This window comes from Pedobacter immunditicola (assembly GCF_037482985.1).
Taxonomy (GTDB): Bacteria; Bacteroidota; Bacteroidia; order Sphingobacteriales; family Sphingobacteriaceae; genus Pedobacter; species Pedobacter immunditicola.
The window spans coordinates 1-22276 of sequence record NZ_JBBHKC010000012.1; the positions used below are offsets into that span (position 1 = coordinate 1).

Consider the following 22276-nt stretch of genomic DNA (forward strand, 5'->3'; position numbering starts at 1 on the left):
AAATGATACAGGCTCTATTTAAAATATATTGAAATGAAACCATCATAAGCTTGCAGCTTACAAATAGCAATCAATAAATCTATGCTTTTACTAAGCTTAGCGCTGAAGCCATTTTCTGGCGTTCACAAATGCTGCAATCCAAGGTGTAACTTCGTCTTGACGGCCATCGGGATAATGAGCCCAGTTCCATTGGAAAATTGAACGTTCAATATGTGGCATCATCACCAGGTGCCTGCCGGTTGCATCACACATCATGGCTGTATTGTAATCAGAACCGTTAGGATTGGCAGGGTAACTCTCGTAACCATATTTCGCCACGATATTATATTTCTCTTCTGCATAAGGCAGTTGGAATTTCCCCTCACCATGTGAAATCCAAACCCCCAAAGTAGTACCTGCAAGGTCAGCAAGCATTACAGAATTGTTCTCCTGGATGGTTAAAGAAGTAAAGCCACTCTCATGTTTCTGACTATCGTTATGCAGCATTTTAGGTTTTTCTTCATGATCCTTATTGATCAGGCCTAACTCTACAAATAACTGGCAGCCATTACAAACACCAACTGAAAGTGTGTCTTCTCGTTCAAAGAAATTCTCTAAGGCGAGCTTCGCTTTTTCATTATAAAGGAAGGCACCAGCCCAGCCTTTTGCAGAACCTAAAACATCAGAATTGGAGAAACCACCAACAGCACCAATGAACTGAATATCTTCCAAAGTTTCCCTGCCGGAGATTAAATCTGTCATGTGCACATCCTTCACATCAAAACCAGCAAGGTACATCGCATTGGCCAGCTCTCTTTCAGAGTTACTGCCTTTTTCGCGAATAACAGCTGCTTTTGGTCTTGGCAGCGCAGCATCAATCACTGGTTTCTTACCATCAAAATCTGCCGGGAAGTTGTAATTTAATACATGGTTTTTATAATTATCAAAACGTTCCTTCGCTTTTACCGCGCCGCTTTGTTTCTGATCGAGCAGGTATGAAGTTTTAAACCATACATCTCTCAAATGATCAATATCAAAACTCCAGTTACCAGTTGCATCCTTAACCGTTAAGGTCCGGTTTTCTGTAACTTCCCCAATTTTGTTAAAGGTAATTCCATTCGCTTTCAGTACAGCTTCAGCCGTCTCTTCGGCCTGGAATACAACACCAATATTTTCGGCAAACAATTTGGAAATGATATCCTGATCACCCAAGGAAGATAAATCAATAGCAGCACCGAGATCCCTGTCCGCAAAGCATAATTCAAGCAAGGTGGTAATTAAACCGCCACTGCCAATATCATGACCAGCCTGAATATTTCCAGCTTTAATTAATTGCTGTAAAGTGTTGAATGTATTTTTAAACTGATCGGCGTTTAAAATATCCGGCGTTTCATCGCCAATCTTATTTAAGATCTGCGCAAATGAAGATCCGCCAAGTTTAAACTGGTCAGCAGACAAATTAATATAATAGATCGAGCCGCCTTTTTTGTTAAGTACAGGCTCTATCACTTTATTGATATCATCACAATGGCCTGCGGCAGATATAATCACCGTTCCGGGAGAGATCACCTCCTCATCTTTATATTTTTGTTTCATTGACAGGGAGTCTTTCCCTGTTGGAATATTAATACCCAAATGAATGGCAAAGTCTGAACAAGCTTTTACAGCTGCATATAAACGAGCATCTTCCCCTTCGTTTTTGCAGGCCCACATCCAGTTGGCAGAAAGAGAAACACTTTCTAATCCATCTTTTAACGGAGCCCATACCAGGTTGGACAATGACTCTGCAATTGCATTTCGACTGCCCGCAGCAGGATCAATCAAAGCCGATATCGGCGCATGGCCAATAGCCGTAGCGATACCATCTTTACCCTGGTAATCTAAAGCCATTACCCCGCAGTTGTTTAATGGTAACTGCAGCGGACCAGCACATTGCTGTTTTGCCACCTTTCCACCCACACAACGGTCAACTTTATTGGTCAGCCAATCTTTACTGGCTACAGCTTCTAATTGAAGAAGTTGCTCCAGGTAAGTATCAATTTTTGAAACATCATAAGTTACTGGTGTATATTTTCTTTCCACCGTACGATCATGCATTACCACCTTCGGAGAACTGCCAAACATGTCTTCCATTTTCATGTCCATCGGTTTAGCACCCGTCGTAGCAGATTCAAAAGTAAACCGGTGGTCGTTGGTAACTTCCCCAACTGTATACATGGGTGCCCGTTCTCTGTCGGCAATTTTTTGAAGTGTCGCCGCATCAGCCGCAGCAATCACCAGTCCCATACGTTCCTGTGATTCGTTACCGATAATTTCTTTCGCAGAAAGTGTAGGATCACCAACAGGAAGCTTGTCAAGATCAATCTTGCCGCCTGTTTCTTCAACCAATTCCGAAAGGCAGTTCAAGTGCCCGCCAGCCCCATGATCATGAATAGAAACGATGGAGTTGTGTTCACTCTCCACCATACCGCGAACGGCATTGGCCACTCTTTTTTGCATTTCAGGATTAGAACGCTGAATGGCATTCAGCTCAATGCCGGTACCCATGGCACCAGTATCAGCAGAAGAAACAGCAGCACCGCCCATCCCTATTCTATAGTTTTCACCGCCAAGTACTACAATTTTATCATTCAGCGCAGGTTTCGCTTTTTTGGCCTGGCTTGCTTTTCCGTAACCAACACCACCCGCCTGCATAATCACCTTATCATAGCCCAGTTTCCTGGACTCTTCTGTATGTTCAAAAGTAAGTACGGAACCGGTGATTAGTGGTTGTCCGAATTTGTTTCCAAAATCAGAAGCACCGTTAGATGCTTTGATTAAGATATCTACTGGCGTTTGGTAAAGCCAGCTTCTTTCGTCCATTGCTTTTTCCCATGGGCGGTCTTCTGCCAGGCGTGAGAATGAAGTCATATAAACTGCTGTTCCGGCAAGAGGCAAAGAGCCCTGACCACCAGCTAGCCTGTCTCTGATCTCCCCACCGGATCCTGTCGCCGCACCATTGAAGGGCTCTACCGTAGTCGGGAAGTTATGTGTCTCCGCTTTCAGCGTAATCACTGAATCGAAGTCTTTAATCTCGTAATAATCAGGCACATCTGCACGTTTAGGAGCAAATTGTTGCACTGTTGGACCTTTAACAAAGGCTACGTTATCTTTATAGGCAGAAACGATACCATTAGGATTTGTTTCTGAAGTTTTACGGATCAGTTTGAACAGTGATGATGGCTGTTCTACCCCGTCAATAACAAATTTGCCATTGAATATTTTGTGGCGGCAATGTTCTGAGTTAACCTGTGAGAAGCCAAACACCTCAGAATCCGTTAACTGCCGGCCTAATCTTTCGGATAGGTCATTTAAATAGGTTACCTCTTCCTCACTAAGCGATAAACCTTCCTGTTGATTAAAAGCCGCTATATCGTCGATAGCTAAAATTGCTTCCGGTTGCAGGCTAATGGTAAACAGTTCCTGATTCAGTTCGGGGTATTTTTGAGACAACATCGGGTCGAAGCCGGTATAATCAGCTTCGGTATTTTTAAATTCCTCGATTCTCACAATACCATGAAAGTCCATGTTTTGGGTAATCTCCACTGCATTTGTACTCCATGGGGTAACCATGGTTGCCCGCGGACCAATAAAGTAGCCTGTTAAGACAATGTCTTGTTTCAATCGGGCACCGCCAAATAGCCAGGTCAATTTAGAAATATCTGATGAAGTGAGCGTTCGTTCTAATTGTACAGCAAAAACAGTATCGCGTTCGTTGGAAAAGAAATAAATCATGGTTCTATTTTATGGCGCAAAGTTAATCAAAAACCTAAGCAGTCCCTAAAAAGGTGTGATAATTAGCGTGTATTCTTCCTTGACTTTAAAGTATGACATTAATTTGCATAAAGCAATTAAATCCTTTAACTTCAATTATTAAATAAAACACCATGAAGAAATTATTTGGCTTATCCATTGCGGTCTTATTAGGGCTGAATGTAAACGCACAACACAAGCTGGTTAAAATCTGGGAAACAGATAGCATCATCAATATGCCCGAATCAGTTTTGCACGACGCTAAGGCCAATGTGCTTTATGTAGCTATCATGGGCAATAGTGCTGATGCTAAAGACAGCATTGGCGGTATTGGCATATTTGAAACAAATGGTAAGGTAAAAAATATGGATTGGGTTACAGGACTTAATTCACCTAAAGGAATGGCCATTGTGGGCGACAAGTTGTACATCGCAGATATTAGTGATATTGTGGTTGTTGACATTCCGAAAGCCAAAGTTGAGCAAAGGATCCCTGTGGAAGGCGCTGTATTTTTAAATGATGTTACGGCATCGGATAAAGGGATCGTGTATGTTTCTGACTCGAGAACCAAACGGATACACCAGCTTGCTGACAATAAAGTAAGTGTTTACCTGGAGAATATTGACGGGGTAAATGGCTTAAAATCAGTTGGTGAGGTATTGTATATTGCGGGCGGTGGCAAAGGTATGCTTAAGGCTGATGCTAAAAAGAATTTAACTAAAATGGCTAACGTGCCTCAGGGTGGCGATGGCATAGAGCCTGTTGGTAACGGGGATTTTATTTATTCCAGCTGGCCTGGCTATGTTTATTATGTATATGCCGATGGGAGAAATGAGCTGTTGTTAGACACCCATCTGGAAAAAATTAACACGGCCGATATTGGTTATGATCCTGTGAAACGTATTGTTTATATCCCAACGTTTTTCAAGAAAAGTGTCATGGCTTACCAGCTTAAATGAGCTCAATAGTGAAACAGAAAACCCCTTATATCAGCGCTGACATAAGGGGTTTTTTAATGCTTTCAGTTTTAATAGCTCATCAAATTGCAATTGGTTTTGGTGAATATGATGGCCCTTTAAATTGTTTCTTTTAACCTGATCAGGGCTTCAATGTAATAATAGTCCGCATAGGAAATGGCAACATCCACTTCCGATTTTGCAGGTAAATGACCTACACTTTGTTTTAAAATAAAACCACCAAAGGTTCCCGGCTTGGCCTTGTATTGATCAGCATTCAAATTAAACAAGATTTCTTTTGCCGTTTGCAGGTATTTTTTTGAGGCTTCCGAGCTTGCATATTTCGCTAGTTCCAGCCATGCAGAAGCCATGATTGTTGCTGCTGATACATCCCTTGATGCATCCGGGATGTTTGGTGCATTAAAATCCCAGTAAGCGATTTTGTCTTCCGGGAAGTTCGGGTGGTTTAAGATATACTCAGAAATTCTATTGGCTTGGTCAAGGTATTTTTGATCCTTAGTTGCACGGTACATTACCGTATAGCCATATAAACCCCATGCCTGTCCCCTCGCCCATGCAGATCCATCAGCAAAACCCTGGGCAGTATGTTTTTTTTGAATAACGCCGGGTTGGTCCTTATGATAGTTGACAACATGATAGGAACTGTTGTCGGACCTGAAATGATGTTTAGTGGTGTTGTCGGCATGCGTCACTGCAATTTTATAATAGCTGGAATCACCGGTTACCTCGGTAGCCCAAAAAAGAAGCTCCAGGTTCATCATATTATCAATAATGACCAGGTAATCAGCAGGATTTTTTGAATTCCACGATTTAATAACACCCAGTTTAGGATCAAAGCGTGTACTCAGCGATTTCGCACTATTCAACAAAATTTGTTTGTACGAATCTTTAGGCTCCATGCGATTTGCATTTCCAAAGCTACAGAACATCATAAAACCCAGGTCATGTGTGTCTTTATTGAACTGCTCTTTCTCCAGCTCCTTCAGCATACGGTCGGCCTCAGTTTTAAGTGCGGGGTCTTTGGTCTGTTCATAGAGATACAATAAAGAACCGGGGTAAAAGCCACTGCACCACCATTCAGAATTACTGGTGGCAAGAGAATCATTTTTCGGAAAATAAGCTTTAGGAAATTCACCGGGTTTAAGCTGGGTCATCAATAACTGGTATTGTTTGGCGCCATCCCTCAATTCCTGGTTTACCATTTTTTTCAGGTCAGCATCCTTTAAAGTCTTTTGCTGTGCACAGGATAACAGGATCACTGGCAAGATGAGTAAAATGAGTTGTAGTTTAGGTTTGAACATCTTGTTGAAATTCTAAAAGGTGAATGATAAAAACCTCCTTTAAAAGTTTTTAAAGGAGGCTATACTATTTAATATGGTAAAACCCCTTAATAACCAGGATTTTGAGCCAGCTCAGCATTTATACCAATATGAAACTGCGGGATTGGATATAAATTATGGTGTTCCTTTACGTTAGGTGTTCCCTTGGCACTTAGAGTTGACACCAGTTTACCGGTACGTACCAGGTCAAACCACCTGCTGCCTTCAAATGCAAGTTCCAGTCGGCGTTCCTGTAAGATAGCCTCACGAAGTTGGTTTTGGTTTAAGTTTTCGAGAAGCGGAAGTCCGGCACGCTGCCTGATGCTGTTTACCGCATTATAGGCAGGGTTACCATTCACTGGCGCATTTACTTCATTATAAGCTTCAGCATAAGTAAGGACAACTTCTGCATAACGCATTAACGGAAAGTTGTTATCACTCTGGTTCTCTGTCGTTGCATCAGCATCGATCCATTTATTTACGTAGTATTTTTTGTCTGTCCCCAAGGTGAAAAACACGGATTTACGTTTATCAGCAGCCGTGTAACTGTCATAAACTTCCGGTGTAGGCTGGAAAGAACCAAAGCCCCTGCCCGCCACGCTATTGTTCTCCTGGGCCATGAAGGCAATCATGTTTCCGCCCTGGCCACCGGGACCACTTACAAACTGTGCATCAAAAATGGCTTCTTTTCCAAATTCGTTCTTAATGTCATACACATCCAGGTAGTTATCCCAGAGTCCATAACCAGCGCCAGCTAAATTCATGACCTCATTTGCTTTATCAGCAGCCAGTTTGTAGTCTTTTAAGGTCAGGTATACACTGGCCAGAAAAGATTTTGCAGCGCCACTGGTAGCCCTGCCACGATCAGCACCGGTATATGCGGGCGGCAAAATAGCTTCCGCATCTTCTAAGTCAGCAATGATTTGAATATAGACTTCGGCCTTAGGGTTACGTTTTGGAAATGTTAACTGATCCAAAGAGCTCACTTCCTCGGTAACAATAGGAAGGTCTCCAAACAACCTCACCAGGTGGAAATAATAAAATGCCCTTAGAAATTTAGCTTCTCCAACCAGCCTGCTTTTTAGTGCCTCATCCATGGTGATGTTAGGGATTTTGTTGATCGCCGTATTCGCTCTGGTGATACCGATATAAAAATTATCCCAGGTTTCGCGCACAATACCATTCAATGGTGTATGCACATACGTATCAAGTTCGATACGTGGGGCACTGTTATTCAATGGAAACATATTATCTGTGGTGATCTCCCCAAGGATGACATAATTTCGTGTAATAAACCCGTTTAAACGAACCGGTGAATAAGTGGCGCTAAGAGCAGCGATGGCATCGGCCCTGGTTTCATAAAAATTTACAGGTGATATGAAGGAATCAGGACTTTCATCAAGCTTTTTACAGGAAGTAACCCATAACAGATTCAGGAGCAATATATATTTTAATATTTTCATCGTTATTTAGTTTGTTTTTAATGGTGATGAAGCTATCATAAGCTTATTCATTGCTGTTTATAAGCTGCAATCTTATGATGGTTTCGTGTTTACAAATTTAAAGACCAATATTAAGACCGACCAGAAACATCTTTGCAGAAGGGTAACTGCCATAATCAGTACCCTGACTCAGGTTATCCTGCGCATAACGGCTAACTTCAGGATCATAACCAGAATAATCAGTCTTCGTTAGCAGATTCTGACCGCTGATATAGATTTTGGCATTCGTTAATTTCACCTTTCTCAAAAGCTCCGGACTAAAGTTATAACCCAGCTGAACATTCTTTAAGCGAATGTAAGATCCGTCTTCCACTTGTCTGCTGGTTACCTGGTAAGGTGCACCTGCAGAACTCGCCCGTGGAATGGTGTTGCTTGGATTAGTTGCACTCCACCTATCGAGTACGGCAGTAGATTGGTTATGGATGCCGGTAAGTGATTCGAGTTCAAATTTATTCAAATTAAGAATGCTGTTCCCTTCAACACCTTGTATAAACACGGCCAGGTCAAATCCTTTAAAGGAGAAATTATTGGTAAAACCAAAAGAATAATCAGGTTGCGCATGACCAAGGATTACACGGTCTGAGGAATTGATCACCCCATCACCGGTGATGTCCTGATACCTCCGTTCGCCCGGTTTAGCCGTTTTCTGAGCCGAAGCAGCAACTTCTGCAGCGTTTTGGAAAATACCATCCGTTACAAGCCCATAAAACACACCGATTGGCTGTCCTACCCGCAGGATACCAGAGTTCACTAACTGTAAGTGACCACTCGCCCCACCAGATGGAATATCACCAGTAACAGCACCTAAATCTAATATCTCGTTTCGGTTATAGGAAATATTAAAGTTGGTATTCCATTGAAAAGCGCCGTTTAAATTCACTGTATTAAGAGAAAATTCAATACCCTCATTTTTAACTTTTCCAATGTTTTGAAGAGAAGTAGAGAAGCCAGAGGTAATTGGCAAGGAAACATTGTATAACAAGTCCTTGGTTTTCTTTTGGTACCAATCAGCTGTGATCGAGATCCGGTTTTTCAATAAGCCCAGATCCAGACCAAGATTTACTTGTGCGGTGGTTTCCCATCTCAGATTAGGATTTGCTATACGGCTTGGTGCATAACCGATATTGATGACATTTCCAAAATTATAGGCTACAGTTGATAAAGCACCTAAGGACTGGTATTGGCCAATCTCCTGGTTACCTGTAACACCATAACTAGCTCTGATCTTTAAATCGCTGATGGATTTCACCTCACTTAAGAACTTTTCATTCGATAAACGCCATGCGAAAGATCCCGATGGAAAGAAGGAGAATTTGTTGTCTTCTCCGAATCGTGAAGAACCATCAAACCTACCAGATAAAGTAAATAAATACTTGTTACTCAAGTCATAATTGATACGACCTAAATAGGAACGTAAACTCCAGTCGTAAGATCCGGATCCACTAGTATTGGTTTGTTGGGCAGCACCTAAATCATTATACGTTAAAATATCACTGGCAAAATTCTGTCCACTGGCACTTACATTTTCATAATCAGCATTTTGAAAAGTATAACCTACCAATACATTGAAACTATGCTTATCTACCACTTTTTTATAATTCAGGGTATTCTCGTTCAACCATTCAAAATACCTTGAAGTAGATACCTCTGCCCGGCCATTATTTGCCATACCGGCATAAACTGTTCTTGGTAAATAGAAATTCAATTTGTTATAGGCCATGTTGGAACCAAACATGGTTTTAAAACTCAAACCTTCAATAATCTGATACTCACCAGATACATTTCCCAGCAAACGTGTCCTCATATCAATATTCGTACGTTCATTGGCCAGGGCCAGTGGGTTGCTGATTAAAATTGCACCCGGACGGTTGTTCATTGTATAGTCACCCTGATCATCATAAACAGGGATTGTTGGAGAAAACATTAGACCTGCATAAACGACACCAGCGCCACTGCCACCATCACCATCGGTAGCAACAGAATTAGCTTTGCTATTGGTGACGGTCAGGCTCGTGCTTAATTTAAACCGCTCAGAGATTTGCTGATCTAAGTTCAGGCGTACGGAACCACGGTTGAAACCGGAATTAGAGATGATACCAGCCTGGTCAAAATAATTCCCTGCTACCGCATACCTGGATTTATCAGTTCCTCCCGAGAAAGTCAACTGGTAGTTTTGAGTAGGTGCATCATTGTAGATTTCATCCTGCCAATCGGTGCCAGTGCCCAGCGCAGTTAGTTGTGCATCAGTATAGGTTAAAGCTCTTGGAAAGCCAGGTCTTCCAATATTGTCCTGATTGACATTGGAAATCCCTTCATTAATCAAGGTGGCTAATTGAGACGCATTTAAAAGATCCAGTTTTTTAAGCAGTGACTGCGTGCCATAATAACTTTCAAACAAGATGTTGTTGGTGCCGGCCTTACCCCTTTTTGTAGTGATGATAATTACACCATTTGCCCCTCTGGAACCATATATAGCCGTAGCAGATGCATCTTTCAGGATCTCCATGGTTTCGATATCATTAGGATTGATGCTGGGTCCATTTTCGTTGTAAAGAGGGTAACCATCAATAACATACAAGGGCTCGTTGCCACCCTGGATGGAATTACCACCACGGATCCTGATGTTCATGCCTCCACCGGGGGCGTTTGAAGATTGTGAAACCCTGACACCCGCAGCCCTTCCCTGTATGGCCTGGGAAAGTGAAGCAGCGGGGGTTGCTTTTATGTCTTTTGAACTGATGGATGAAACAGAACCTGTGACATCACTCTTACGAACAGAACCATAACCAATCACCACAATCTCATTTAATTCGGTATCCTCCGGGTTCAGGGTTACGTTGACGAGCTGGCGGTTGTTCACCGCTTCTTCTTTAGCTGAAAAACCAACACTCTGGAAAATCAAGGTTCCATTAGCAGGAATGGAGATGACGAACGCACCATTTGAAGTGGTGCTGGTACCTGTATTTGTACCCTTTAATTTCACAGATACACCTGGAATTGGTCCACCCTGGTTGTCTCTAACAATACCGTTTACCTGAATATTTTGTCCATATACGGCCATAAAATTCGTCAACAGGATCGCGATTAGTAATGTAATGTTTTTTTTCATACGCTTAAATTTGGTTTTTTCCTTTTCTGGTTAAAAAAGGTTAGTGTTTAGTTTTGAAAAGACACGAGAATGCATTCATATCTATATTGGCATTGTGTGAGGGGGCCCTCATCCAATAAAAGTAACAGGTTTATTATGGTGAATAATATTTGGTTATGCCAATATATTGATATGGATTGAATATTTCTTTAAAACAATATGTTTAATAGCGCAATCGTTTGCGCTAAAATTGTGGAAATAAATACCGCAAAACAATCAAGTCTAGATTCAACGTTTCATACGTAAAAACTTCATAGCGAGCCAGATGGCTTCCTCATGAAATAAATTGCACCAGCCAATCAAACAAAGTCTATCGTTGGGAGGTTTAGATAAGAGATTTATATATTAATTTAACTATCGGATATGCAAGATTGGCTTAGGACATTATTAGCGGGCGCTGCAGCCTGGAAGTGGGGCGGTGGTTGTTTTGGAACGATCTTAGTCTTTGTAATCGTTTACTTTGTTTTAGGACAAACAGGGTGTTAGTGTAGAATGAACAACAGGTTGATTAGGCAGTAGCAGGCTTTGATCAACCTGCACTGTCATAAGCGGTTTTTATCCATTTAAGCACTTCTTCGTCAATATCGTTAAGATCAGCGATTTTAATGATATGGGAACACATGGAATTGCTGGTGTTTACCGCTTCTAGTTTACCCGTTGCAGGCTGCCCTTTAAGGTTAATTCCTATTTCAAATCGGATTTTAGAGGCAGGTTGAAGTATGGCGAACTGCTTTTTCCGTCTCAAACTCACATAAGCATTTTTAGGGGCAATTTCGATATCACCACCAAACTGTTGAATTACAGCTAACAGGTGATCATAAACGGGCTTAAAATGCGCTTTGCCCTTGTACTGTTTTGCAATTAAGTCGTCCTGGTTTTCAGCAGAACCGGCATCAGTTCCTCTGGCCTTGAGTGCTATAAAATTAGCAAAGCCATGAGTCAGTAAATGTTGTTCTTTTAAGAACTTCATGATTTCACCATGTTTGGCAAATTGCTCCTCATTGACAATCGCAATCCATTCCTCCAATGTCTTCCCAGTGTTTTTTTGAAGGTTCTCGATCATAGTTTGTGTAGCCTTATCCATAGTTATAATTATCTAATGATATCCGTGTCAATTGGAATGTAACCTAAATGCCGGCTCATCGGCAAAATCTGGCCTTTATGATGAAATTCATGTGTAATCACATGAGTAAACAATTTAAAAGGTTCAATAGGTTCTTCAAGTCCGTTTATTTCAATAGCGATCTTCTGGAACAATGATTCTTGATATTGTTCCAGAAACTCAAATATATAGGAATTAACCCGATCAAAAAGTAGCTTGATTTCTTCCATAGTATTTATAGAATGGTAAAGAGTATAAGCAATATTCTTGTTCAATATTTTATTGATGATCCAAAACTCGTAGGTATTAGCGATATGAACAAATAGATTTCTAATGCTGCCACCTCTCCCAAAAGAATGATTTTCAAATAATAAGTCAGCAGAAGAAATGGTATTACAATATTCAATAAGCACATTTCTTGAATCCAATACCAAATGATACTGTGCCAACATTATTTGATTGTCCATATGATCAAACCCCTTTATTGTTAAGCTACAACACGAAGGTCGATTTTTATATTTGTAATTCCCTTCCGTATTAAGAGAATGGGGAAGAAAATTCAATTAAATTTGCTGCATGGGAAATGGCGGTTCTTCTGATACAATTTTTGATAAGGTTTTATCTTTTATAGATTATACCAATCAGCATATCTTTCTGACAGGGAAAGCTGGTACGGGGAAAACTACTTTGCTTAAAAGGGTGAAAGAAACCAGTTCAAAGAAAATGGTGGTGGTAGCTCCCACGGGTGTAGCGGCAATGAATGCGAAAGGAACCACTATCAATTCTTTTTTTCAGTTGCCGCCGGGTTCATTCTTTCCCGGAGACATCAGTTTTGAGAACCTGCAATCAGGCATTCTATCCATTCAATCTGTAGTTTCAAATTTAAGCTATAGCAAAGATAAGATAAACCTTTTTAATGAGTTGGAACTTCTTATCATTGACGAGGTATCCATGGTACGCTGCGATTTACTGGATGTGATAGACGCCATCCTTCGATCAGTAAGAAAAAATAATGCAGCATTTGGTGGTGTGCAGTTGTTACTTATAGGAGATCTTTATCAATTGCCCCCTGTAACTAAAAGAGAAGACTGGTCATTTCTAAATAAAGCCTATGCCTCCCCTTACTTCTTTGAAGCCTTTGTGGTCCGTAGAACCCCCGTACTACAGATAGAACTTACCACGGTATTCCGGCAAACGGAACCTGAATTCATTAATATATTAAATGATATCAGGAACAACCAGATCAATGAAGAAGGATTAGCCTTATTAAATCAAAGGTATGACCCCTTGTTCAGTGCATCAGCTGAATGGAATCCGATCATCATCACCTCGCATAATGCCGAAGCAAACACCGTCAATAAAGAAAAACTGGATGAGCTTTCAGGAACTGAATTTACTTTTGAAGCAGAAGTAAGCGGAGAATTCAAGGACCTCAGCATCCAGGCAGAGCAAAGCCTGAAACTGAAGGAAGGTGCCCAGGTGATGTTCATTAAGAACGATACCGGTGAGGACCGAAAATTCTATAACGGCAAAATAGGGATAGTAAAATCGATTGCAGCGGAAGGTATTTATATTTCCTTTCCACAGGAGGACGACTTGCTGCTGGAAAAAACTTCCTGGCAGTCATTTGAATACAAAACAGATCCTGAGCAGGAAATCGTGCAGCAACAGGTGGGTGAATTGTTTCAATATCCAATCAAACTAGCTTGGGCAGTAACCATCCATAAAAGTCAGGGCCTGACCTTTGATAAGGCTATAATTGATGCCGGCAAATCATTTGCCGCAGGGCAGGTGTATGTTGCTTTAAGTCGCGTGAGAACGCTTAATGGGTTAATATTAAAATCTAAAATTGGCACGGATAGTTTAAGGTCAAACCCTGAAGTGATCAACTTCATGAAGCCTGTAAAAGTGGATGAACTGGATGATATCCTGGTCACAGAACAGGAAAAGATGATTCTACGACTCGTGTTAGATAACTTTTCCTTCAGCCAATTCCTCATCGGACTAGAAACGGTCACATCAACACCTGAAGTGGTTAAAGCCGACCTCCCTGAATTTAAAACCTTAGTGGCTCAACTTCATAAATCAATTGACCAACTGATCACTTTGTCAGATCGTTTTCAGCTACAAGTGCAACAACTTCATCAAAAGATCGGGTTTAACGATCAGCAAGCATTACAGAACAGAATAGAATCGGCAGTAGCTTATTTCGGTAGAGAAATCACAGCTCAACTGATCAACCCTGTTAATAAAAACATCAGGGTGAAAGCAAAAAACAAGCTTCAGCAGCAAATCCAGCACTTGCTGCAAAAGTACAGACTGCAGATTGAAAACAGGATCGCCATGATGCATATGGCATCGGGGTTGTTAAAGGAGCCTGTGAAACAAGAAGATTATATCAATTGGATAAATAAACACAAGTCTCAGCTCATCACAAAGCCAGGCACCTCCTCAGGAACCCAACCTGTAGTTACGTTAGAATTATTTTAACCTTATGGTGGCTATCCGCCATCAGAGGTTGCTTTATTTTGTTTTTTGCCATCCATAAACTTTTCCAGTAGATCAGGAATTTTCTCAAATGCGGCACCCAAACCTTTGCTTGAGCCTGTGGGGATAAAGGAAATTTGATCGGCACGGGTAACAAGGAATCCAATAGGTGTTACCCCAAGGCCTCCTGCTCCGCCAATACCACCACCTTCTCCCTTGCCTTTAGGCTGCTCTCCATGGCCTTCGCCACCACCATAGCCCATTCCAATTCCAAATTTTATAACGGGAACACAAGTGAATTCTCCCAATTGAAATTGTTGTCCGATAACGGTTTCTGTTTTTGCTTCTTTTGTTAAAAAATCAGTAAGCTGTTTTACTGTTTCTTCATAATTCATTGCCATAACAATAGATTTTAAAATTAACAAATTTTCACCTGATCAACGCGTATATGATTTTCCATGGTGCATTCCTGACCGTTATGACCAGGTAATTATCATCCTTGAAATTAACGAATAAATGATTTCTAAAAGGTTGAATAAAGCTTAATGGATATAATAGGGCGTTTTTTATAACATCATCGCTGTCTATAGCGATTTGTAATTGTGTAATCCGGAAAGTCTTCAGCAGTTTTAGAAAGCTAATTCTATGAAAGTTCCACTGGGTAGATTTACGCCTGACGTTTGCTTTGGACTTTTTATTTCTTCCTTCAAAAATCATATGCCAAAGTGACCATTTCTTTTTAAAAATGAATACCCTGATCATTAACCACCATTCGCCATCTTCAAACACCACCGACGCTTTTCCAATGCTAATCAAACGGAAAGTAACTGATGGAATTCTTGTGTCAATATTCAGTTCCAGCGTTGAAAATAAAAACCAGGCAGTGATCAGTACAATCAATAAGAAGATAATGATCCATGCCATAGCTTAAATTATATTAAAGAACTAAACAACATTTTTCATAATTAAATGTTTTCGAAAGTATATAATTTGTATTTTAACAAGGATGAAGCTATCCTAACCGTTTGTGAGCTACAAGTTTACGATGTTATCATTGAGTAGGCACCAAAGAATTACCCCCCCAACAATATTAATCAAGTTATAATCATTTAAACAGCATTACCAGTTACAACAGGGCCGCTGCTGAATAAAATTAACCTCAAAATTATGTTTATAGGACATTTTGCATTCGGATTAGCTGCTAAAAAAGCAGCGCCAAGTTTATCGTTGGGCACTCTTTTCCTCTCGGTACAGTTGTTGGATTTATTGTGGCCGACATTTCTTCTTCTAGGAATGGAGAAAGTAGAAATATCCCCTGGAATAACCGCTGCTACACCGCTAAACTTTACCAGCTACCCAATTTCACACAGCCTTATCATGGCGCTGGTTTGGGGCATCCTTGCTGGCGGAATCTATTATCTTGTAAAGAGAAATTTGCAGGTTGCTGTGGTCATTTTCGCCTGTGTGATCAGTCATTGGTTCCTTGATCTTTTAATGCACAGGCCAGATTTACCCCTTGTACCCGGAAGTGCTGTAAAAGTTGGATTGGGCTTATGGAATTCCATTCCGGGAACTTTAATTCTGGAATTAACCCTGTTTTTCACAGGTATCTATCTCTATCTGACCACTACCAAAGCACTAAACAAAGCCGGAAACTACGCTTTCTGGTCATTAATCATCTTCCTGTTTATCATTTACATCAGCAATATATTTGGCCCCCCTCCACCATCTGTTCCGGCCCTGGCCTGGGTAGGCGAATCACAATGGTTGATCATCATCTGGGCTTATTGGGCCGACAAAAACAGATCCCCAATAAATTACGAATTAAAACCATCATAGGTTAATCAATCATATCTACCTGGGTGTAAATCATTTGAGTTGCTACCGGAGCATCTGCTGGGTAAGTGATGTAATTAAGTGATAATTTAGACCCCCTGACATCGAATGTTGCTTTATCGAAAAGCGTATAATTAACGGAGGTTTTCCCCTCCGTTTGTGCGTTTAATTTTTCAACCACTTCTGAAATATTTACAAAAAGACTGTCACCTTTAATAGAAAACTCTCCATTTTGCGTCATAGAATGATTCGAAGAATCAGCATAAGTGAGGATCATGGAAAATTTTTGACCGGGGCCAAACTTTAACCTACTTCCATAACCTTGATTCTGCGTAAGTTCCCATATCCCGTTAAGCGGATCAACATTTTTATCCTTTTTGCAGGATAAAAGTATAACAGACAGCAGCATCAACACTTTACCAAAACTAAAAATTTTCATAGTCATATAACTTGTTTTTAATGGTAATGAAGCGATCATTAGCTTATTCAATGTGGTTTGTAACAGCAAGCTAATGATGGTTTCGTCTTCCTAATATTAATATTTGTTTTTGATGGTATAAACTCCTTGCACAGTCTAAACGCTACAATAATTAAAATTAAGTTTATTTAACGCTATAATTAACCCCTAAACAACGGGTTTTTTAATGAATCCCGTAAAACAAGCTTTGCTAAAAAATGTTTAATTTTAATAGTTAAGTCTTTATACAGGCCCATGATTAGGTTAATCAAGCACATCCCAAACAGAAAAATCAGCCTTAAGAAGTACAGGCTAGAAGATTCAAGATCTAAATTAGCACAAGGAACAACCCGCTCAACATCACAAAATGCAAAACGGAATAAATTAAGGGCATGATTCGACTTATAGTTTTAACCTTTGTTATCGGAATGATATCAGTTGAGCGTTTATACGCTCAACGTGACGCACTAATTACTGGAACCGTTCTTGATTCAGCCAGCAAAAAGCCGCTCGAGTATGCGAGTGTGGTCCTGCTCGCCCAGGCAGATCAAAAACCTGTGGAGGGCATGAAAACTAACGATCAAGGACAATTCAATTTCAAAGCCATAGCTCCCGGTAAATACATATTAAGAATTGGTTACCTGGGTTACCGCACTTATGAACGGCAAAATATAGCGCTTAACAACGGTCAGCAGTTAAAACTCGGCAATATACCACTTCACGTTTCAGGGACAAAATTCTTAAAGGAAGTTGTGGTTACTGCGCCTAGACCCGGTATGGTCATTGGAATCGACCGAAAAGTGTTCAACGTGGAACAAAGCCTGATCAGTCAGGGCAGTTCGGTTACGGATCTACTATCAGACATCCCCTCGCTTTCCGTTGACGCAGATGGAAATGTAAGCTTAAGAGGCTCCAGTAATGTTAGAATCCTGATTGATGGCAAGCCCTCAGCAATGGCCGGAAGTGATGTTACACAGGTATTGTTATCGCTGCCAGCAAACTCGGTCCAACGCATAGAAGTAATTACCAACCCCTCCTCCAAGTATGATGCCGAAGGCCAGTCGGGTATCATTAACATTGTCTTAAAAAAAAACATCCGCACCGGACTTAATGGCCTTGTTTCGGCTTCTGGCGGTTCTTATCATAATTACAATTCCGGCATTTCTCTCAATTACAGGGACAGCACTTTCAATTATTATGGGAATTACGATTTTAGAAGGTTCAGGCGGGTTGGTGACGGGGAGAGTTTAACCAGGTATTTTGAAAACAATGGGCTGGTCAACAATAATACGGAAGGCGACCGGTCAGGCCTTGGTCATTCTGCAAAATTGGGTGTCGATTATTTCATTAACCAAACCACCACAATAGGCATCTCTGGTAATTTCAGTGTCCGGGATAACCAGCGAAATGAAGATATTTTTTACCGCTATCAAAACTTGCCTGAACTAAATGGCACAAGCAGCAGGTTTGCAAGGCAATCGGAAGATGATTTTGGTTATGACTTCAACCTGGACTTTAAAAAAGAATTTAAGCAGGCTGGCGAGGAACTGACTTTTAATGCAGCTTATGGCCGCAACAAGGAGGATGGGCTGCAGGAATTCAACCAAAGCTTCAGCAATACGGCCACTCCTGCCGACAGGAGGATAAATGATACCTATGAAAAAGGCGACAATATCAATATTCAACTCGACTATATCCTGCCTTTTAACGAAGAAAGTAAATTTGAAGCAGGTTACCGAAGTTCAATTGAAAATGAAGATGAGTCACAGCTATCCACCAGGTTTGATCAGCTAAGCAACAGTTTCTTGCCAGATTATAATGTGAGTAACAATTTTGAACTGAAAGAGGAAGTTCATGCCATCTATGCAAATTATCAAAATAAGCTGACAGACAAACTCGGTTTTCAGCTTGGTCTACGTGCAGAACAGTCTTACCTGAATACCACAACCATCGCATTTGACCCTGATATTCCAGCTGCAGAGAGAGAAATTCAAGGGCGGCTTGATTATTTTCGCCTCTACCCAAGCGCTTTTCTGACCCAGCAGTTTGCAGAGGACCAACAACTGCAAATTAGTTATTCGCGCAGGGTAAATCGCCCGAACGGCTGGCAAGTTAACCCCTTTATCAATATTTCTGACCCCCTGAACATCCGCCAAGGAAACCCAAATCTGCGGCCGGAAGATATCCATTCTTTCGAACTGGGTTACAGCAAGACCTGGGGCAAAACATCTTTAACCTCCTCTGTTTATCACCGCAGGGTCAATGATGTCATCCAGATCATTACCCAGCGTGCCGATAGTTCCAGCTCTGCAACCCTTTCACAATGGATGAATATCAGCAGAAACGAAGCAACAGGCTTTGAATTCATCTCTAAAACGGACTTTGGCAAGTCTCTTGACCTTACGGGGAATGTAAATGTGTATTATAACAAGTTTAAAGGCAGCAGTGACTTCAACCTCCCGGAAAGAGATGGTATCAACTGGGATGCTAATTTATCTTCCAACATCCGATTGACGGGAGCCCTTTCCGCGCAGGTTAGGGGGAATTACAATGCACCGAGAATTCTGGCACAGGGTAAATCAATAGGGACATTTGTAATGGATGCAGCATTGCGGCTAAACATTTTAAACAACAAGGGAAGTTTGCTCTTGAATGTTAGGGACGCCTTTAACCAGCGCCGATGGGGAGGATTTACACAAACCGGACAGTTCATCAGGAATTTCGAGGACAGGCGGTCTTTCCGCACTACCATGCTCACTTTTAGCTACCGCTTTGGAAATAATGAAAGACAGGATGATAAGGAAAAAGGAAAGGAGAAAATTGTGGAGGATGATAGTGGTGATAACTAATGGAGTACCGGTTTAAGGGTGCTCTTTAATAAAACCACCCGAACCAATTTATGCCTGGATTATACCCTGCTACCTGCAGTTTTAATCTTCAATATGAATAATTTAAAAAAAAGAATAATACTAAATCAAGTTCGTTTACTTTGTAAATGAAATGACGACAATTACTAATCATGGTAATTGCCAGTCCTATGAATTTGTAAGCTATTAATGGTAATAGACTAGCATAGTTTACAACAATTGTATTAGACATGACTTACGTAAAAACACGCTTGACTAACAACCTGTTTACTTTTCTTATTCTTTGTAGCTTAACCTTGTTTTCAAGTCAGGCTCAGGCACAGGACACTTCCACGGTAATTGACGATGCTAAAAATGCACTGTTAGACTCTACCCGTGTGTGGCCGCCAGATTCTCTTGGCAGACGTACCCCCCATGGCACCGTAGAAGGATATTTAAGGGCTGCAACTTCAGAAGATTACCAGACAGCTGTTTTATATTTTAAAGCTGACACCAAATTAAACAAGGAAACAGACCAGATAAAACTCGCGCAGGCTTTTCGAAAATTAATTGAAGAGCATGGCAGGATTTTACCCTATTCACGGCTCAGCGAAGAAATAGAAGGCCATAGAGATGACAACTTAAGTCCTGAACTGGAGCGGATTGGTGAAGCAACAGTTAACGATAAAACTTTTGATTTAATCCTGGAACATACGCGTGACAAAGATGGTGCACCCATCTGGCTTTTTTCTTCACAAACACTGCAAAATATACCGATAGACACCCTGCAGGCCCAGGAAGCCACATTGGTTGAAAAAGTATCCCCTGACACGCTATTGGAAACAAAATGGGGTGCTGTGCCGGTGGCCCATTGGCTGGCCATTTTGATACTCATCGTCCTGGCTTACTTTATTGCGGGTTTTATAACCAGGGCTATTGTTTATATTATTCCATTAGTGTGGCGTAAAGCCCGGGAAGAAGCTACAGCGGGTATTATCCAGTCATTCGTAAGACCTATACAAATTTATCTTGGTGTATGGTTTTTTGTGGTCGCCAGCCGGCAAATCGGAATATCCCTGCTCATTCGTCAGCGTTTAAGTGATTTAACCATCATTGTTGGCTTTATTGCGGTGTTGCTTTTATTCTGGCAGCTGGTAGATTTTCTTTCCAATTTAAGCGAGAAGCGTTTGCGGTTGAGAGGCAACCACTCGGGGGTTTCAGCTATACTTTTTCTTAAAAGAGCCGCTAAAGTTGCTCTGGTTATCCTCGGTATCCTCATTATATTGGATACTTTTGGTTTCAATGTAACCACCTGGTTAACAGCCCTGGGTATCGGTGGTATTGCGCTGGCATTAGGAACTCAAAAAACAGTTGAAAACCTGGTGGGCAGTGTCACCATTATAGCAGATCGTCCCCTTCGCGTAGGCGACTACTGTAAAGCAGGTGATGTTAGCGGAACAGTGGAGGAAATTGGGATGCGTACTACACAAATCCGCACAGGTGCCCGTACCATCGTGAGCATTCCCAACGGGGAATTATCATCTACGAAAATAGAAAACTTTGCGCCTAGAGATAAGTTCTTGTTTAGCCCCATTTTTGGACTTCGATATGAAACTACACCAGACCAAATCAGGTACCTGCTTGTGGAAATCCGTGAAGTATTGCGCTCACATCCAAAAATGGATCCCCACGTTGCGCGCGTCCGCTTCATCTCACTTGGTACTGATGCACTAAATATAGAAGTGTTCGCTTATATATTGACCAGAGATAATGATGAGTTTCTGGAAATACAGGAAGAGTTATTGTTGAAGATCATGGATGTGGTAGAAGCCAGCGGTACTGGTTTTGCGCTCCGTTCACAGACCGTGTATCTCACCCAGGACCCTGGTTTATCTGAAGAAAAGTCTAAAGCAGCTGGAGAGAAAGTAAAAAGCTGGAGAGATGATGAGCCATGTTAAAACAAGCTATCGGTTAGAAGTGTTTATTTTAAGATAGATGTTTTAATATGAAGATAGCGACCTATAATGTTAATGGTGTAAACGGACGGTTACCGGTTTTGCTTCGCTGGCTTGAGGAGACAACACCGGACATTGTTTGCCTGCAGGAACTTAAAGCACCGCAGGAGAAATTCCCGGAAAAGGCAATTCAGGATGCTGGTTACCAGGCCATATGGCACGGACAAAAGAGTTGGAATGGCGTGGCTATCCTTTCCCGCAACCTGGAAATCAAGGAAACTAAACGTGGACTTCCCGGTGAAGACGAAGATACGCACAGCCGTTATATTGAAGCTTTTGTTGGTGGCATCATCATCGGCTGCCTCTATTTACCTAACGGAAATCCGGCGCCGGGAGAGAAATTTGATTATAAACTCCGCTGGTTTGAACGTCTCCGATCTCATGCACAAGAACTTCTAAAATACGATCTGCCGGTGGTCCTCACTGGAGATTATAATGTGATGCCTACAGACCTGGATGTTTATAAGCCCGAGCGTTGGGTAAATGATGCTCTTTTCAGGCCTGAAGTTCGCCAGGCATTTAAAACCCTGGTAGATCAGGGCTGGACAGATGCCCTTCGAAAGCTTCACCCTGGAGAAAAGATTTACACCTTTTGGGATTACTTCCGCAATGCCTATAGCCGGGATGCAGGGTTAAGGATTGATCATTTCCTTTTGAGTCCGCAGGTTGATGGCAGGCTGCTTGCTGCAGGCGTTGACCGAAACGTTCGCGGCTGGGAAAAAAGCAGTGATCATGCCCCTGTATGGATTGAACTGGCTGATATTACACCTTTATAGCGACAATTACGCTTCCCGGGTGGAACCATTGTATCTTGAA

General features: G+C 41.4%; 16 protein-coding genes. 7 read left to right on the forward strand and 9 right to left on the reverse strand.

The window, feature by feature from the left end:
* Positions 1-96: 96 nt before the first annotated feature.
* Positions 97-3753 carry a phosphoribosylformylglycinamidine synthase gene (gene purL, locus WG905_RS17970; protein WP_339593143.1) on the reverse strand — a complete coding sequence of 1219 codons (3657 nt, stop codon included), beginning with the start codon at positions 3751-3753 and terminating at the stop codon, positions 97-99.
* 152 nt (positions 3754-3905) lie between these two features.
* Here purL and WG905_RS17975 point away from each other — a divergent pair, with 152 nt between their 5' ends.
* Positions 3906-4730: an NHL repeat-containing protein gene (locus tag WG905_RS17975; RefSeq protein WP_339593144.1), complete on the forward strand. Its 825-nt coding sequence runs from the start codon at positions 3906-3908 to the stop codon at positions 4728-4730.
* Between the two features lie 116 nt (positions 4731-4846).
* Here WG905_RS17975 and WG905_RS17980 read toward each other — a convergent pair whose 3' ends face one another.
* The 3 genes from WG905_RS17980 to WG905_RS17990 all read right to left on the reverse strand — a co-directional run bounded on the left by WG905_RS17980 (position 4847) and on the right by WG905_RS17990 (position 10678).
* Positions 4847-6049: a glycoside hydrolase family 88 protein gene (locus WG905_RS17980; protein WP_339593145.1), complete on the reverse strand. Its 1203-nt coding sequence runs from the start codon at positions 6047-6049 to the stop codon at positions 4847-4849.
* 86 nt (positions 6050-6135) lie between these two features.
* Entirely contained in the window at positions 6136-7530 is a 1395-nt protein-coding gene (locus WG905_RS17985) for a RagB/SusD family nutrient uptake outer membrane protein (RefSeq protein WP_339593146.1), read from the reverse strand.
* A 97-nt stretch (positions 7531-7627) separates the two neighbouring features.
* Entirely contained in the window at positions 7628-10678 is a 3051-nt protein-coding gene (locus WG905_RS17990; RefSeq protein ID WP_339593147.1) for a SusC/RagA family TonB-linked outer membrane protein, read from the reverse strand.
* A gap of 402 nt (positions 10679-11080) precedes the next feature.
* On the opposite strand from WG905_RS17990, the gene WG905_RS17995 reads away from it, so the two are divergent.
* Positions 11081-11203, forward strand: coding sequence for a hypothetical protein (locus WG905_RS17995; RefSeq protein WP_339593148.1), 123 nt, complete (start codon positions 11081-11083; stop codon positions 11201-11203).
* 43 nt (positions 11204-11246) lie between these two features.
* On the opposite strand, the gene WG905_RS18000 is transcribed toward WG905_RS17995, so the two are convergent.
* Positions 11247-11801, reverse strand: a complete 555-nt coding sequence (locus tag WG905_RS18000; protein ID WP_339593149.1) for a DUF5655 domain-containing protein — start codon at positions 11799-11801, stop codon at positions 11247-11249.
* Between the two features lie 8 nt (positions 11802-11809).
* Complete coding sequence (locus tag WG905_RS18005) at positions 11810-12286, reverse strand: DinB family protein (protein WP_339593150.1); 477 nt, start codon at positions 12284-12286, stop codon at positions 11810-11812.
* A gap of 109 nt (positions 12287-12395) precedes the next feature.
* Here WG905_RS18005 and WG905_RS18010 point away from each other — a divergent pair, with 109 nt between their 5' ends.
* Positions 12396-14309, forward strand: coding sequence for an ATP-dependent DNA helicase (locus WG905_RS18010; RefSeq protein WP_339593151.1), 1914 nt, complete (start codon positions 12396-12398; stop codon positions 14307-14309).
* An 11-nt stretch (positions 14310-14320) separates the two neighbouring features.
* Here WG905_RS18010 and WG905_RS18015 read toward each other — a convergent pair whose 3' ends face one another.
* Both WG905_RS18015 and WG905_RS18020 read right to left on the reverse strand, forming a co-directional pair.
* Positions 14321-14707, reverse strand: a complete 387-nt coding sequence (locus tag WG905_RS18015) for a GerW family sporulation protein (protein ID WP_339593152.1) — start codon at positions 14705-14707, stop codon at positions 14321-14323.
* Positions 14708-14735: 28 nt separating this feature from the next.
* Positions 14736-15230, reverse strand: coding sequence for a hypothetical protein (locus WG905_RS18020; protein WP_339593153.1), 495 nt, complete (start codon positions 15228-15230; stop codon positions 14736-14738).
* A gap of 243 nt (positions 15231-15473) precedes the next feature.
* Between WG905_RS18020 and WG905_RS18025 the strand changes: the two genes are divergently transcribed.
* The gene (locus tag WG905_RS18025; protein WP_339593154.1) at positions 15474-16145 is read left to right on the forward strand and encodes a metal-dependent hydrolase; all 672 of its coding nucleotides are present in this window, start codon (positions 15474-15476) and stop codon (positions 16143-16145) included.
* Position 16146: 1 nt separating this feature from the next.
* Here WG905_RS18025 and WG905_RS18030 read toward each other — a convergent pair whose 3' ends face one another.
* Positions 16147-16587, reverse strand: a complete 441-nt coding sequence (locus tag WG905_RS18030) for a hypothetical protein (protein WP_339593155.1) — start codon at positions 16585-16587, stop codon at positions 16147-16149.
* A 404-nt stretch (positions 16588-16991) separates the two neighbouring features.
* On the opposite strand from WG905_RS18030, the gene WG905_RS18035 reads away from it, so the two are divergent.
* From WG905_RS18035 to xth, 3 genes are all read left to right on the forward strand, one after another.
* Positions 16992-19448, forward strand: coding sequence for a TonB-dependent receptor (locus WG905_RS18035; RefSeq protein WP_339593156.1), 2457 nt, complete (start codon positions 16992-16994; stop codon positions 19446-19448).
* Between the two features lie 248 nt (positions 19449-19696).
* Positions 19697-21403, forward strand: coding sequence for a mechanosensitive ion channel family protein (locus WG905_RS18040; protein WP_339593157.1), 1707 nt, complete (start codon positions 19697-19699; stop codon positions 21401-21403).
* 47 nt (positions 21404-21450) lie between these two features.
* Entirely contained in the window at positions 21451-22236 is a 786-nt protein-coding gene (xth, locus tag WG905_RS18045) for an exodeoxyribonuclease III (RefSeq protein WP_339593158.1), read from the forward strand.
* Positions 22237-22276: the final 40 nt, after the last annotated feature.

What these genes read in the sequence shown, in the direction of transcription:
- WG905_RS17995 (WP_339593148.1), top strand. Translation starts at nt 11,081, where the DNA reads ATGCAAGATTGGCTTAGGACATTATTAGCGGGCGCTGCAGCCTGGAAG.
- WG905_RS17975 (WP_339593144.1), top strand. Translation starts at nt 3,906, where the DNA reads ATGAAGAAATTATTTGGCTTATCCATTGCGGTCTTATTAGGGCTGAAT.
- WG905_RS18005 (WP_339593150.1), bottom strand. Translation starts at nt 12,286, where the DNA reads ATGGACAATCAAATAATGTTGGCACAGTATCATTTGGTATTGGATTCA.
- WG905_RS18010 (WP_339593151.1), top strand. Translation starts at nt 12,396, where the DNA reads ATGGGAAATGGCGGTTCTTCTGATACAATTTTTGATAAGGTTTTATCT.
- WG905_RS17990 (WP_339593147.1), bottom strand. Translation starts at nt 10,678, where the DNA reads ATGAAAAAAAACATTACATTACTAATCGCGATCCTGTTGACGAATTTT.
- WG905_RS18035 (WP_339593156.1), top strand. Translation starts at nt 16,992, where the DNA reads ATGATTCGACTTATAGTTTTAACCTTTGTTATCGGAATGATATCAGTT.
- WG905_RS18040 (WP_339593157.1), top strand. Translation starts at nt 19,697, where the DNA reads ATGACTTACGTAAAAACACGCTTGACTAACAACCTGTTTACTTTTCTT.
- WG905_RS18025 (WP_339593154.1), top strand. Translation starts at nt 15,474, where the DNA reads ATGTTTATAGGACATTTTGCATTCGGATTAGCTGCTAAAAAAGCAGCG.
- WG905_RS18000 (WP_339593149.1), bottom strand. Translation starts at nt 11,801, where the DNA reads ATGGATAAGGCTACACAAACTATGATCGAGAACCTTCAAAAAAACACT.
- purL (WP_339593143.1), bottom strand. Translation starts at nt 3,753, where the DNA reads ATGATTTATTTCTTTTCCAACGAACGCGATACTGTTTTTGCTGTACAA.
- WG905_RS18030 (WP_339593155.1), bottom strand. Translation starts at nt 16,587, where the DNA reads ATGACTATGAAAATTTTTAGTTTTGGTAAAGTGTTGATGCTGCTGTCT.
- WG905_RS18015 (WP_339593152.1), bottom strand. Translation starts at nt 14,707, where the DNA reads ATGGCAATGAATTATGAAGAAACAGTAAAACAGCTTACTGATTTTTTA.
- WG905_RS17980 (WP_339593145.1), bottom strand. Translation starts at nt 6,049, where the DNA reads ATGTTCAAACCTAAACTACAACTCATTTTACTCATCTTGCCAGTGATC.
- xth (WP_339593158.1), top strand. Translation starts at nt 21,451, where the DNA reads ATGAAGATAGCGACCTATAATGTTAATGGTGTAAACGGACGGTTACCG.
- WG905_RS17985 (WP_339593146.1), bottom strand. Translation starts at nt 7,530, where the DNA reads ATGAAAATATTAAAATATATATTGCTCCTGAATCTGTTATGGGTTACT.
- WG905_RS18020 (WP_339593153.1), bottom strand. Translation starts at nt 15,230, where the DNA reads ATGGCATGGATCATTATCTTCTTATTGATTGTACTGATCACTGCCTGG.